This is a genomic window from Cyanobacterium sp. HL-69 (assembly GCA_002813895.1).
Classification (GTDB): Bacteria; Cyanobacteriota; Cyanobacteriia; order Cyanobacteriales; family Cyanobacteriaceae; genus Cyanobacterium.
Map to the genome: position 1 here is coordinate 2520807 of CP024912.1, position 13978 is coordinate 2534784.

11 protein-coding genes and 1 pseudogene are annotated in these 13978 nt (G+C 39.1%); 10 read left to right on the forward strand and 2 right to left on the reverse strand.

Features of this window, described 5'->3' with window-relative positions; all coding sequences use genetic code 11:
• Positions 1-354: 354 nt before the first annotated feature.
• The 9 genes from AA637_RS11640 to AA637_RS11680 all read left to right on the forward strand — a co-directional run bounded on the left by AA637_RS11640 (position 355) and on the right by AA637_RS11680 (position 9765).
• Positions 355-1368 (forward strand): ArsJ-associated glyceraldehyde-3-phosphate dehydrogenase, encoded by a 1014-nt coding sequence (locus tag AA637_RS11640; protein ID WP_446682898.1) that lies wholly within the window; start codon positions 355-357, stop codon positions 1366-1368.
• A gap of 309 nt (positions 1369-1677) precedes the next feature.
• The gene (gene arsJ / locus AA637_RS11645) at positions 1678-2907 is read left to right on the forward strand and encodes an organoarsenical effux MFS transporter ArsJ (RefSeq protein ID WP_069790369.1); all 1230 of its coding nucleotides are present in this window, start codon (positions 1678-1680) and stop codon (positions 2905-2907) included.
• A 194-nt stretch (positions 2908-3101) separates the two neighbouring features.
• Complete coding sequence (locus tag AA637_RS11650) at positions 3102-3422, forward strand: DUF6825 family protein (RefSeq protein WP_446682899.1); 321 nt, start codon at positions 3102-3104, stop codon at positions 3420-3422.
• Between the two features lie 129 nt (positions 3423-3551).
• A complete protein-coding gene (locus AA637_RS11655; protein WP_446684583.1) occupies positions 3552-5258 on the forward strand; it encodes an ABC1 kinase family protein in 1707 nt (568 codons plus the stop codon).
• A 175-nt stretch (positions 5259-5433) separates the two neighbouring features.
• Complete coding sequence (locus AA637_RS11660; protein WP_446682900.1) at positions 5434-6243, forward strand: PP2C family protein-serine/threonine phosphatase; 810 nt, start codon at positions 5434-5436, stop codon at positions 6241-6243.
• 80 nt (positions 6244-6323) lie between these two features.
• Positions 6324-6860 (forward strand): bifunctional pyr operon transcriptional regulator/uracil phosphoribosyltransferase PyrR, encoded by a 537-nt coding sequence (pyrR, locus tag AA637_RS11665; protein ID WP_446682901.1) that lies wholly within the window; start codon positions 6324-6326, stop codon positions 6858-6860.
• Positions 6860-8581, forward strand: a complete 1722-nt coding sequence (gene recJ / locus AA637_RS11670; RefSeq protein ID WP_446682902.1) for a single-stranded-DNA-specific exonuclease RecJ — start codon at positions 6860-6862, stop codon at positions 8579-8581. Before pyrR ends, recJ begins: the two co-directional genes overlap by 1 nt.
• A 225-nt stretch (positions 8582-8806) precedes the next feature.
• Positions 8807-9427: a dTMP kinase gene (tmk, locus tag AA637_RS11675; RefSeq protein WP_446682903.1), complete on the forward strand. Its 621-nt coding sequence runs from the start codon at positions 8807-8809 to the stop codon at positions 9425-9427.
• Positions 9418-9765 (forward strand): DUF1622 domain-containing protein, encoded by a 348-nt coding sequence (locus tag AA637_RS11680; protein ID WP_069790374.1) that lies wholly within the window; start codon positions 9418-9420, stop codon positions 9763-9765. The genes tmk and AA637_RS11680 overlap by 10 nt, the downstream gene beginning before the upstream one ends.
• 74 nt (positions 9766-9839) lie before the next feature.
• Here the strand turns inward: AA637_RS11680 and AA637_RS11685 are convergent, their stop codons facing one another.
• A complete protein-coding gene (locus AA637_RS11685) occupies positions 9840-10064 on the reverse strand; it encodes a hypothetical protein (RefSeq protein ID WP_446682904.1) in 225 nt (74 codons plus the stop codon).
• 99 nt (positions 10065-10163) lie between these two features.
• The gene (locus tag AA637_RS11690; protein ID WP_446682905.1) at positions 10164-13355 is read right to left on the reverse strand and encodes an ExeM/NucH family extracellular endonuclease; all 3192 of its coding nucleotides are present in this window, start codon (positions 13353-13355) and stop codon (positions 10164-10166) included.
• 411 nt (positions 13356-13766) lie between these two features.
• Here AA637_RS11690 and AA637_RS11695 point away from each other — a divergent pair.
• Positions 13767-13964 (forward strand): annotated as a pseudogene (locus AA637_RS11695) (cupin domain-containing protein); the annotation flags it as partial.
• Positions 13965-13978: the final 14 nt, after the last annotated feature.

Genomic DNA, 13978 nt, shown 5'->3' on the forward strand with positions numbered 1-13978 from the left:
ACCTCACATCATAAATATTTCGATAATTATAGCAATCTGTAAGCTATTGTAAATCCGCATTTAACCTATCATCGACAAGGAAACTAAACCTCTTGACTCATCACTAAACAATAAAAATTGATTTCGTTATCATAAGTTCCTTAATCATCTCTTAATTTAGCTACCTTATATTGTTTTTATGGTTACGTGTCTCAAAAACTTACCAGGATGATAAATTTCCGACTTAAAATCTTTCTTTACTTACCTCTAAGGTTTTAGACCAAAAGATAAATTTGGAAACATATCTACTAAGTTTTTTTGATGCTAAGATTAATTTTAATAAATAAAACAATATTTTTTGGTATATAAGTAAATATGACGATAAGAGTAGGAATTAATGGCTTTGGGAGAATCGGCAGGTTATCTCTTCGTGCGGGGTGGGATAATCCTGCCATTGAGTTTGTCCATATCAATGAGATTAAAGGGGGAGTAGAGTGTGCGGCCCATTTACTAGAATTTGACTCGGTCCATGGTAGATGGGATAAAAATATTCATGTCAAAGAAAATAACCTAGTAATTGAAGGAAAAGAAATCACTTTTTCCGAATTTCCTACCCCCCAACAAGTACCATGGTCAGATTATGGGGTGGACATAGTCATCGAAAGTTCTGGGAAATTTCGCACCCCTGACACCCTAAATCCATATTTTAAATGTGGGGTAAAAAAAGTAGTGGTAGCTGCTCCCGTTAAAGAAGATGCTTTAAACGTAGTAGTGGGAGTTAATGACCATTTATATGACCCAGAAAAACACCATATTTTAACTGCCGCCTCCTGTACCACCAATTGTTTAGCTCCCGTAGTCAAGGTTATTCAAGAGGGTTTGGGTATCAAACACGGAGTTATTACCACTATTCATGATGTTACAAATACTCAGATTGTGGTCGATGCTCCTCACAAGGATTTGAGAAGGGCGAGATCTTGTTTGCAATCCCTTGTACCCACTACCACAGGATCCGCTACTGCAATCGTCCTTATCTATCCAGAACTAAAAGGAAAACTTAACGGAGTCGCTGTTAGAGTCCCCATGCTCAACGCTTCTCTTACAGACTGCGTTTTTGAGGTAAATCGCAAAACCACCGTAGAAGAAGTTAACCAACTACTAAAAGAAGCAGCAAACACCGCCCCTCTCCAAGGCATCTTGGGTTACGAAGAACGCCCCCTTGTATCCATTGACTATAAAGATGATCCCCGCTCATCCATCGTTGATGCCCCCTCCACCATGGTAATTGATGACACCCAAGTAAAAATCCTTGCTTGGTACGACAACGAATGGGGCTACTCCAACCGCATGGCAGAATTAGTCGCCAAAATCGCTCAGTCAATTAATTGAGGGAATGGGGAATAGGCAACGGGGAATGGTTTTCATCCATAATTCTCCAACTATTACCAAAAAATAATTATATTTCGCCCCAAATTGGCGGCAGGGGTGATTCAAAGTAGGAATACAAAGACGCTTAAACCTTCCCCAATAAAGAAATACAGCATTTTGGTAGTTTCAGAATTAAGGAGTAATTAAAAATGTTTATATTATCAATTTACAACCATAAACCATCGAAAACTGTTCCCTATTCCCCGTTCCCCGTTACCTGCCCTAATTAAGGGGGCTAGGGGGGATCAAAATTACTACATCAATAAAAAAATGGACAAAAACCTAAGAAATTATTGCCTAGTTACCGCCGCCTACTGGGGCTATACCATCACCGATGGAGCATTAAGAATGCTCGTATTATTACACTTTAACCAACTTGGTTATACCCCCATCGAAATCGCGTTTTTATTCCTCTTTTACGAAATCTTTGGCGTTGTCACCAACTTTTTTGGAGGCTGGATTGGTTCACAATTTGGCTTACGATTAACCCTTTACGGAGGTATTGGTTTACAAATTTTTGCCCTCGTAATGCTTGGTTTTCTCAACCCAGAATGGGCGGTATGGTTTCAGGTGTTATACGTCATGACATCCCAAGCCTTCTCAGGAGTCGCCAAGGATTTAACCAAGATGAGTTCCAAAAGTGCTGTGCGTTTGGTAGTACCAAAAGAAGCGGAATCCAAGTTATTTAAATGGGTTGCCATTCTCACGGGTTCTAAAAATGCCCTCAAGGGTTTAGGATTTTTTGTCGGTGCAGCCCTATTAGAATTAACAGGGTTTACCAATGCTTTATTTATCCAAGCAGGGGTATTATTTATCATCTTTTTGACAGGTCGATTATTGCCCAAAAATATGGGTAAAATCAAAGCCAAAATTAAATTTAAACAGCTATTTTCTAAAAGTAAAGCTATTAATATTTTATCTCTTGCCAGATTTTTCCTATTTGGTGCTAGGGATATTTGGTTTGTGGTGGCGTTGCCCGTGTTTTTCCAAAGTGAGTTGAATTGGACTTTTATTCAGGTGGGTACTTATATGGCCTGTTGGGTAATTGGTTATGGGTTTATTCAGTCTTTCTCCCCTGCCATCCTCGGACAAAACAAAAAAAGTACCGCTCCCCAAGCCAAGACTATCCAGATTTGGACATCAGTTTTAACCATTGTACCAGTGGCGATCGCCCTTAGCTTCATGGCAGGATTAGATCCCCAATGGGTCATTACAGGGGGTTTAATTATCTTTGGCATCGTTTTTGCCTTCAACTCCGCCGTCCATTCTTACCTTGTTTTAGCCTACACTGAAGACGATGATGTGGCTTTAAACGTAGGCTTTTATTATATGGCAAACTCAGGGGGAAGACTACTAGGTACCATTACATCAGGTATCAGTTACCAACTATTTGGCATTGTCGGCTGTCTCTGGATTTCCAGCTTCTTTGTCCTCGTCGCCGCCCTCGTCTCCTTCAAACTACCCTCCCCCCAAAAACTAGAACCTGCCTCAGAAAATTAATAACTCCCAATCTTTACATCTCCACCCCATCCTACTCCTTTGCCCCAAGGGAGTTTTTTTTGTAAAAAATTATCCCCCATATAAAAAATTAATTATCAATTATTCACTCTCAATTATCAATTACCCGACAAACCGATCCAGATTCTGAGAAATAAAGATATAATTTGTAACAAAAGCGTTAAGAAATATTGCAAATGAGTAATCCAGTAACAGAAGCATTCTTCTTTGGTAAAGCCCTAGCGGAAGTCTTGACAGAAAAAGTGGAAGACACCCTCACCAACACCCTCAGTGAAGTTGGTAAATTTGACGCAGAAACCAGAGAAAGACTAAGACAATTTGCCGAAGAAGTAAGACTAAGAGCCGACATTGCCAAACAACAATCCGATCATGATCGTACCAACACCACCATAACCGTAGAAGTGGATACCAGTGTCGACTTACAAGAACTACTAGACGAACTACGGGCAGAAATTGCTAGATTGAAAGCAGAACTAAACAAGTATCGTCAAAAATAAGCAACCATTAACCTTGTCAAAGATAACAATTGCTTAACAACCAAAATCATCAGACCAATTTATCATCATAAAATAAAAGTGTCATCAGCCTATCCCAACACCAGTAAATATTTGGAACCCTCCTCCGAGATTCCTAAAGTCATCCCCGCCCGTAAACCAGAACCGGGGAAAAAAGTCTATCGTTGGAATAGCGAAAATTATTCCCCCCTCCGTCGCCGTATAGATATTTGGACATTTGTTCTTTTACTACTTTTCAAACTATGGCGTAACGGCAAAAAATGGAGTTATTCCGATGGCTTTACCGAAGAAAAATTAGTCGCCCGTCGTCGCATTCAGGCAGGATGGATTAGGGAAAATCTTCTCGAACTAGGGCCCACCTTTATCAAAGTAGGGCAGTTGTTTTCTACCCGAGCGGATTTATTTCCCGAAGAATACGTCGAAGAATTGTCCAAACTACAAGACAGAGTACCCGCTTTTAGTTATGAGCAGGTATGCGCCATCATCCAAAAAGATTTTAATAAACCCCTAAATCAACTATTCCTCAACTTTGACCCTACCCCCCTAGCCGCCGCTAGTTTAGGGCAAGTTCATAAAGCCCAATTAATCACGGGGGAAGAAGTGGTGGTAAAAATTCAGCGCCCCGGACTACCCAAATTATTTGATATTGATTTAGGTATCCTTAAACAAATTGCCCGTTACTTTCAAAATCATCCCCGTTGGGGCAAAAATCGGGATTGGATGGGAATTTATGAAGAATGTTGTCGTATTCTCTGGCAAGAAACCGATTATTTATTGGAAGGCACCAGCGCTGACACTTTTCGTCGTAATTTTCGGGATGAAAGCTGGGTCAAAGTACCAAGGGTATTTTGGCGTTATAGCTCTCCTAGGGTGTTAACTTTGGAATATATGCCGGGGATCAAAATTAGCCATTACGATGCCCTAGAGGCGGCAGGATTAGACCGTAAGGAGTTGGCAAAGTTGGGAGCAAGGGCTTATTTAATTCAACTTTTAAATGATGGTTTTTTCCATGCAGATCCCCATCCAGGTAACTTGGCGGTAGATGTTGATGGTTCTTTAATCTTTTATGATTTTGGTATGATGGGGCAATTACAGCCCAACATCAAAGAGAAGTTATTGGAAATGCTTTTTGGTGTCACCGAGAAAAATGCGGAGCGAGTAGTGGATTCTTTGGTGGAATTAGGGGCTTTGGCTCCCATGGATGATCCAGGCCCTATTCGGCGTTCTGTACAGTTTTTGCTTGATAACTTTATGGATAAGCCTTTTGAGGAACAGTCTATCGGGCAGATTAGTGAAGATCTTTATGAGATTGCCTATGATCAACCGTTTCGTTTTCCTGCTACTTTTACCTTTGTGATGAGGGCTTTTTCTACCCTAGAAGGGGTTGGTAAGGGTTTAGATCCAGATTTTAATTTTATGGAAGTTGCACAACCTTTTGCCCTAAATGTTATGAGTCAATTTAATGCGGATAATGGTAAATCTATTTTAGATGAGTTTAGCCGTCAGGCGATGCAGGTAGGTAACACTGCCTTTGGTTTACCCGCTCGTTTGGATGATACCATTGATAAACTAGATCGGGGTGATATTCGCTTGAGGGTACGTTCCCTTGAGGCAGAACGGCTATTGCGCCGTATCAGTAGTACCCAGATGGCGACTAATTACACTTTAATTATTAGTACCCTAGTTTTGTCGGCGACTATTTTAGTGGTTAATAGTTTGTGGCAAGTGGCGATCGCCCTTGGAGTGGTGGCCGTTTTACCCACGGTGGCTCTATTCAAATTATTAAAACAAATTAAGAAATTAGACCGCAAATTCTAGGGTGTAATACGGTTAAAATAACTGATCAGATTATGGTAAAATTTAATATACTTAAATAATAAAGTCTGTTTTAAATAATCTGATAAATTTAAGAGATAATGAGACGGTGGGGTATCCGTCCTCTAAATTTTTTAAGGCAATTAATGTTTAATCCCAATCAAGGTAAATTAGTCATATGAAATGTGCATTCGCTGGCTTGAGTGATCCAGGACTGGTAAGGTCGTATAATCAAGATAATTTTTATACTGATACATCTGGAAGATTTTTTATCCTCGCTGATGGTATGGGTGGTCATGCCGGTGGAGAACAAGCCAGTAAAATTGCGGTGGAGGTTATTAAGGACTATCTGGAAGAAAATTGGGAAGCTCCCATGGATTCCTACGACCTTCTCGAAAAGGCTGTTTTACAAGCAAATGAGGGTATTCTTGAGGATCAAGATAATCATCCTGAACGGGGCGATATGGGTACTACCGTAGTGGTTTTAATCTTCCGTAATGGAGAAACTTGGCGAGCGCACATTGGCGATTCTCGTCTTTATCAGCTTCAGGATGAGATGTTAATTCAAGTCACCTCAGATCATACTTGGATTGGTCAAGCCATTAGGGCTGGGGAAATTACCCTTGAGGATGCGAAACATCACCCTTGGCGCCATGTGTTATCTCAATGTTTGGGACGTAGAGATTTGTATGAAGGTATTGACATCCACAAGATTGATACTATGGATAAGGGCGATCGCTTCTTGCTCTGTAGTGATGGTTTAACCGAAGAAGTTACCGATCCCATTATTTCTAAACTTTTGGGAGATGGAGATGATTTAGATAAAGTTGCCGATAGCCTCGTTACCGAAGCGAAAAATAATGGTGGTTCTGATAACGTTACCGTGGTTTTAATCAAAGTTGACGATTTAGAAGACGTTACGACTGAAGCAAAAGATCATGATGATAATATCCTAAAGGTTTCAGAAACAAAAGATGAAGGAGAATAGGTAATTGGTAGCAAGTGTTAATTAACCCCCATCGTCTAAATTTTCCAGAAAGTTAATTATCCATTCTCAATTATTATTCTATGATTAATCAAATTATTGAAATCCTCTCCGCCGATGAAATACGCCGTACCCTAAATCGATTAGCTTCCCAAGTAGTTGAAGAAGCCCCAGATTTATCTTTGGTGGTGCTGTTGGGTATCTATACAAGAGGGGTACCCCTCGCCCAACAATTGGCAACCCAAATTAAACACATTGAACAACAAGAAGTAACGGTAGGGGCGATCGATATTACCTTTTATCGGGATGATTTAGACAAAATTCAGATGAGAACCCCCGAAAGAACCGAAATTCCCGTGGATTTGACAGGAAAAACCATTATTTTGGTGGATGATGTCATTTACAGTGGACGCACCATTCGAGCAGCCCTTAATGCTGTGGCAGAGTATGGCAGACCAGAAATTGTTAAACTTTTGGCACTGGTAGATAGAGGACATCGTCAATTACCCATTCACCCCGACTTTGTGGGTAAAGTGTTGCCCACGGCCAAGGATGAAAAAGTGAAGGTCTATTTGGAGTCCGTGGATGGTAGAAATGCTGTAGAGTTAAGGAAGTTTTGATGACATCAAATTTACCAGAACAACGGTGGCGGTTTGGTCAGCCTAATCCTCAATTGGTGGAGCTATTTTCCCAATCTTTGGGATTGTCTCGAATTATGGCTGAGGTGATTATCAATCGTGGTTTGCACTGTACCGAGGATGCGGAAATTTATATCAACCCTGAAGCCCAGACTCTGCCCTCTCCCGTCACGGAATTTCCCGATTTAGCAAAGTGTCTGGATCTGTTGACAGAGACGATCGCCCATGGCTCTAAAATAGCTATTTGCGGAGATTATGATGCCGATGGGATGACTAGCACCGCCCTACTGATTCGAGCCTTGAGACACCTAGGAGCAAAGGTTGATTACGCCATTCCTAGTCGAATGCAAGATGGTTATGGCATTAACAATCGCATTGTCAAGGAATTTAAAGAGGAGGGAGTAAGTTTAATTTTGACTGTGGATAACGGCATTTCAGCCTATGAACCCATCGCCCTAGCCAAAGAATTAGGCTTAAAAGTAATCATAACCGATCACCATGATTTACCCTCCAAGTTACCCCCCGCCGATGGTATCCTTAACCCCAAATTATTACCTCCTAGCTCCCCCTATAAAGGCTTAGCTGGGGTAGGGGTTGCCTATGTGTTAGGGGTAACCCTTGCTCAAAAACAAGGGCAATTAGAGGGCTTAACAAGGCAATTGCTAGAACTTTATACCCTCGGTACCATTGCCGATTTAGCACCTCTGACGGGGGTTAACCGTCGTTGGCTCAAACGGGGTTTAAAATTGTTGGCAGACCCCCAAATTTTGGGCATTCAAGCCTTAATTAAAGTGGGAGGGGTGGATAAAAAGAAAAAAACCCTCAGTTCCGATGATATAGGCTTTAAACTTGGCCCAAGAATCAACGCTATTGGACGTATTAGTGACCCTCAAATTGTCATTGAACTTCTTACCACCGAAGACGAGTCCATCGCCCTCCAGAGGGCTTCTGAGTGCCACAGCGTTAATCAAAAAAGGCAGGAGTTGTGTAATCAAATTACGAAGGATGCCATTGCTTTCATTGAGGAGGGGAAAATTGATTATAAGGGCGATCGCTTTTTACTATTATTAGGAGAACACTGGCACCATGGGGTAATTGGTATTGTTGCTTCTCGTTTAGTAGAGCGTTATGGAGTCCCTGTATTTATTGCCACCTATGAAGACGAAGAAAAAAAACATATTCGAGGTTCCGCAAGGGGTACTGAGGAATATAATATCTTTAAAGCACTTCAATATTGTGATAATTTATTATTAAAATATGGAGGTCATAAAGCCGCAGGAGGCTTTGGTTTTGAGACAAAAAATCTCGATTTAATCAAAGATAGATTAAGAGAATTTAGCCATCAGTTACTATCTCTAGAACATCTTAAACCTTTACTTAAAGTTGATAGTCAGATTAGTTTTTATGATGCTGATTTTGATCTAATAAAAGAAATAGAAAGTCTTTATCCTTGGGGTATAGAAAATGATCCACCTATCTTTTGGACTCCTGATATAACGGTCATTTCGCAGAAGTTAACTAAAACAGGGGAACATTTACAATTAACCCTTCAGGATGAGTCAGGGGCAAAATTAAAATGTATTGCGTGGCAAAAAAGTCATTATTATCCCTTACCTCCTAATATTGATGTTGCTTATAAATTATCTATCAATGAGTGGCGAGGAGAAAAAACTGTGCAATTAGATATTCAGGGTATTAAGTAGGGTTTGAAGAAAAACGAGAGAATGGATAATTGATAATGGTAATTGTCAAGTATTTTTTGGTACTTATATTATGATCAAACCTTTGATAAATAATACTTTTGATTCTTAATTAAAGAGTAATCAACAACAACCTAAAGCTCAAAGTTTAAGACCTATGGATGTTTACTTTTGTTGAAGAATTTAGTATGATTATATTCTTTGTGAGTATTTTAAGAAAAAATTAAAATGTCAAAGGGATTATTTATTGTTTTTGAAGGAGTTGATGGTGCAGGGAGTTCAACTCAAGCTCAAATGTTACGGGATTATTTTACTCACATAGGGCAACAATCTATTGTTAGTCCAGAGCCTTCTGCTGGCCCCATTGGAAAGTTATTAAGAACTTTTTTAGCAGGGAAAAATGATTTTAATAGTGAGGATTTATACGATCAACAAATGGCTTATTTGTTTGCGGCCGATCGCCATTACCATTTATATAATAATGTGGATGGAGTTTATAGTTTAACCAAAGAAAATATCCATGTAATTAGTACCAGATATTATTTTTCTTCCCTTGCTTATAATGGAAAAACAGAAAAAGATTATGATTTTGTAAGTATTTTAAATCAAAAATTTCCTCCCCCAGATTTAGTTATTTATCTTGATCTTCCCGTAAATATAGCATTAGAAAGAATGTGCGATCGCCCTTCAAAAGAAATATATGAAACCCAAGAAAAATTAACTAAAGTTAGGGAAAGATTTACAGAAATATTTGCTAATTATTCCCATAAAATATTGAAAATTGACGCCAGAGAAAGCAAAAAAAAAATCCATCAAACAATAGTTAATGATATTGAAAAATGGAACTAATAGAATTTATCGAAGCAGGATTATATATTTTTGCTAATCTTTTTAAATTAGTGCTAGAGGCGATCGCCCTTTTGTGTATATTATGGGGATTAATTAAAACCCTACAACTGTCCCTTAATTACAAATCCCATCACCGCCAAAACCGATTTACAAAAGTTCGATTAGAATTTGGTATGTGGTTAGTCCTTGCCCTAGAATTTCAATTGGGGGCGGATATAGTTGCCACCACCCTAAGCTCAGATTTTACCTCCCTTGGTAAACTGGTTATAATTGCTATCGTTCGTACCGTATTAAACTATTTTCTGACCAAAGAATTAGAAGGAAAATTACACGAGTGAAATGCAGTAATTTATCTAAAACTAACTTTCTTCCTAGTACCTAATTAACTTGAGTTTGAATTAATTTACTGTGTTTAGTTAGGGCGATCGCAACTCCAAGCCCACCAAACCTGCTCACACTCACAAGTATAAAATTCTTGCCATTTGCGTTCATAGTTTTCCATCATCACAGGGGCATAACGATTAAGCCATACTTTAGTAGCTTGTCGAGAGGATGCACCACAACGGGGGCAACAAAAACTGAGGGCATGGGTGGCTTTATAAGTCCACTCTGGGGCGCTACGGGCAAAGGCTTCCATATTTATAAAATTTTTCCGTTTCTTCGATTTTATCCCCTTGATCCCCCAAAATGGGGGATTTTTATAACGAGTATTTATCCAAATTTGATGCAATAATTATTACATTACAGGAAGACGGTTAATAACATTATCAATCTCACTCTGAGTGGCTATAGTGTTACCCACAGAAGATAAAAACTCAGAAGCAATCACTTCTGCTTCTTCTCCAACATATCTTGAACTCATACCAAGAGATTGTAGACGCTCTAGGAATAATTCTGCACTAACAACCTTATTACTCAAAATACTAACATCAGAACCAATGGCACCCAAAGAAATCTCCAGAGCAAGGTTAGCAAGAGTAACATCCCCTATTTCTAAGGCATTATTCCAGTAATTTAATCCTTCTTCTTCAGCCGGGCGGTTAAAGGCGTTACTGTAAACTAGGTTAATAGCAAATAGACTATCATTTTGACCAAATAATCTGACGATTTCTGAAGAAGCAGCAAAATCATTGATAATATTTTGATAACCAATTCTCTGCTCCTCAGGGAAATTAGCTAGAGTATCACCATTAAAAGGGGAATAACTAATGTTATTTTCAGTAATGGCATTTTTCCAGAATCCTAACCCTGTAGGATCTCCAGGTCTTCCTGTTAAGGGAATATAGAGGATTTGCACATTATTTTCACTAAACGTTAAAACTCTTTCAATAAGAGAATTTCTTGGGGGAGTCGAGGTGTCAGGAGTCTGTACAGGAGGGATAATTGGGGGAGTAAAACCACTTCCACCTCCGCTACTGCCAGTATCTGGAACAGAGCTACTCAAATTCAAGCCAACAATAACAGGGTCATGATCTGAAGAACGAAAAGGGCTATCGTCATAAAGACTAATAACTTGATTTTCAGATTTAAAATTAGTATTGTAGTCTAAAGCATTGGGTTCGTCGGCGTTGATATGCCATTTTGTGGCTCCTGTAACTTGGTTACGTATACTACCCGTAGCTAAAGCATAGTCTAGGGTACCCCATTGACCGTCAAAAACAAAGGAATAACTGCTTTGAGGAACTAAATTTTGATAACCTGCATTCTCTAGGGTTGTGATAGGATCCTCTTGGGCATAAGCATTTAAATCCCCTAAAATAACCACATCACTGTCATTAATTCCTGTAGGATTAGTAGCCAACCAATTGGCTAAATCTTGAGATGCTTGGGTGCGAGTATCATTCCAAAATCCTTGTCCATCCCCTTGATCAAAGTTAGGATCATTTTCATCACTCAATCCTGATGAACCTTTAGATTTAAAGTGATTGTTAACGGCTGTAAACTGTTCTCCGGTGGCTAATTCTTCAAACGTTACCGCCAAAGGTACACGATGACGGGCGACATTAACAGGGTCAAATGCCCCTGTTTCTAAAATTGCGACACTACTTTCATCAGCTACTTTTACCGAATTAGTTTTGTAAATAAAGCCCACTGCGATCGCATCAAGTCCCAAAGTAGGAGTACCAGGATCGACAAAAGCATAAGTACCCTCTCCCTCCACAGCGTTTAAACCATCAATGAGATCTTGAATGGCACTATCATTCCCGTAACCGTCATTTTCAATCTCCACAAGACCAACCACATCAGCATCTAAACCGACAATAGCTGAAATGATTTTATCTCTCTGACGTTCAAACTCTTCAGGATTATCAGCCCCCCTTTGCTCAGAACCAGAAAAATCCCCTGCACCATCACCATTAAAATAATTGAGAACATTAAAACTAGCAACCTTTAACCGTCCACCAACATCAGGAACTTCCGTGGGACGAGAATTGGTAGCTTGAAAATCAATGGGGGCAGTAGGTTGAATCCGATAATTACCAATATTAGATGCACCAAAACGATCATCAAGAATACCAGTCAAACCCATCACCGTATCACCACCACGGAGAGTATTCGTAGGACTCAATGGCATTTCCTCTCTACCATTGATAATGGGATCTGGATTTTGAACCGTTAAACCATCATCAACCACAATGCGACGCTTCGCTAACTCTTCTTGATAGGCACTGAAACCATCCACACTAGGAGCATTAAATTGAGTAAACTGGTCTAAACGTCCATCAGTATCAGGTTGATTAGTGTCACCATCAGAGGATAAAACCACTTGACCAAAGCGACCTAATTGAAAATGTTCCGTTACGCTTAAAGTATTCGGAATTGTGATCAACATTCCCTCAAAAGCCTCTAAATCATTAGGATTATTGAGAGGAAATGAAACTTCTACAGGGGTGGGTAAAGCATTATTTTCACTAACCACAGTGACATCGCTAACACTGCGTAATTGAGTTAAACTACTGCTACCAGAAGTAAACTCAGCCACAGTACCAGTTACCCGAACTAAATCACCGACATTAACGTCAACCCCAAAGTTATCATCAAAGATGAATAAACCTTCCGAGGTCAAAGAGTTATCGTCAATGTCACTATCTTCCTCTTGAACATAAAAACCCCGTAGATTACTACCAGTATTATCATCAAAAGATTGAAAATCACCAACAACGATCGCCTCTATGGTTACAATTTCATCCACAAGGGGGGATGCCATACCTTCTCCCTGAATGGTATGAATTTTAGTAATTTCTGGCTCTGGGGGAATTTCTGGTTCTGTATCTTCATCTTCCCCCGGCTCATCTACAATTACTTCGCCATCTAACAGGGTTAAAGAAAAATCGTCAATACCTAAACCATCATCCGCCCCAGAGGCATTAAAATCAGTCCAGCGAATCCAAAACGTTTCTCCGTCTTCAATTTCTAGCTCTGAAATGGTATTAGCAATTTCTACAGCATTTTCATTACCATTCTTTGCCCCCACATCTCCCGTAGTGATAGGAGGGGTAAAATCTAAAGAATCCACATCAACCCATGTACCTGAATTAAGGGAAGTTGCATCCAAACTATATTGAAAGTCTAAACGGTCTGGAGTGGTTCGGTCAGAGGTTCCTAGTCGCCATTGTTCGCCCTGATAGCTAATGTCTAATCCTGTAACGGTAGAACCAGAATTATTGGTAAAACCTGCTCCAATCATTGAATTTAATGAGCCAGATAATAAAGTACCAAAAGCTCTGTCCGTAGAATCTGTTGAGCCGTAACTGTAGGTATTTCCAGAGTTACTACTGCCATCGCTAATACCATAGGTTTCGTTCGCATTATTACCAGTTTCTAAAAAAAACCACCCTAGGGGCAAAACATTACTAGGCTCACCACTGTTGGCAAGAGTATCAAAATTCTGGTCATAGTTCAAACCAGTTAAGTTAATTGTTGACATTTTTTATCTGATTTATTCAGTTTTATTAGGAGGTTAAGAGAAGATTATCTTCATATTTAACAGCTATATATTGTATAAAATTAATTAATTAAATATGTTTTCTGAGCTATTAAACCTGCTGATCTTAAATCCTAAAACCTATTTAAGTCAAGATAATAATGTAATATAGGCAACAAAATAGTTAACTTTTTTTTGATTTTTAATTAAATATTTTAAAAATTTATTTTTAATTATTTTTCTAATATATTTTGTTTAATTTTAGATTAACTTTAAATTAAGTTTTGGTTAGACATATATATCAATTTGACTTGTTGGCTAGGTAGGCGAAAGAAAACGAAACTATGTAAAAGAATTCAAATGAGAACGAACATTGACAAAATCAACATAATATAGAACCTATTCTTTCTAGCTAAAGGTACAGAAATTTCTGAACACACTTCCAGCCGTAACGCCACAGTTAACGTTATTGAAGGAAAAGGAGTTTTAACCTTAGAGGGAAACGACATCACCTTAGAAAAGGGTGTTTTTGTCGTCATGCCCCATGATGCCCCCCATGCCCTAAGTGCTACTGATAACCTTTGTTTTCTTTTAACCCTTTCAGCTACATAGGTTAAAGTATTGTT

Excerpts from the sequence above, each read along its gene's own strand:
- AA637_RS11640 (WP_446682898.1), top strand. The coding sequence starts at position 355 with ATGACGATAAGAGTAGGAATTAATGGCTTTGGGAGAATCGGCAGGTTA.
- arsJ (WP_069790369.1), top strand. The coding sequence starts at position 1,678 with ATGGACAAAAACCTAAGAAATTATTGCCTAGTTACCGCCGCCTACTGG.
- AA637_RS11650 (WP_446682899.1), top strand. The coding sequence starts at position 3,102 with ATGAGTAATCCAGTAACAGAAGCATTCTTCTTTGGTAAAGCCCTAGCG.
- AA637_RS11660 (WP_446682900.1), top strand. The coding sequence starts at position 5,434 with ATGAAATGTGCATTCGCTGGCTTGAGTGATCCAGGACTGGTAAGGTCG.
- pyrR (WP_446682901.1), top strand. The coding sequence starts at position 6,324 with ATGATTAATCAAATTATTGAAATCCTCTCCGCCGATGAAATACGCCGT.
- recJ (WP_446682902.1), top strand. The coding sequence starts at position 6,860 with ATGACATCAAATTTACCAGAACAACGGTGGCGGTTTGGTCAGCCTAAT.
- tmk (WP_446682903.1), top strand. The coding sequence starts at position 8,807 with ATGTCAAAGGGATTATTTATTGTTTTTGAAGGAGTTGATGGTGCAGGG.
- AA637_RS11680 (WP_069790374.1), top strand. The coding sequence starts at position 9,418 with ATGGAACTAATAGAATTTATCGAAGCAGGATTATATATTTTTGCTAAT.
- AA637_RS11685 (WP_446682904.1), bottom strand. The coding sequence starts at position 10,064 with ATGGAAGCCTTTGCCCGTAGCGCCCCAGAGTGGACTTATAAAGCCACC.
- AA637_RS11690 (WP_446682905.1), bottom strand. The coding sequence starts at position 13,355 with ATGTCAACAATTAACTTAACTGGTTTGAACTATGACCAGAATTTTGAT.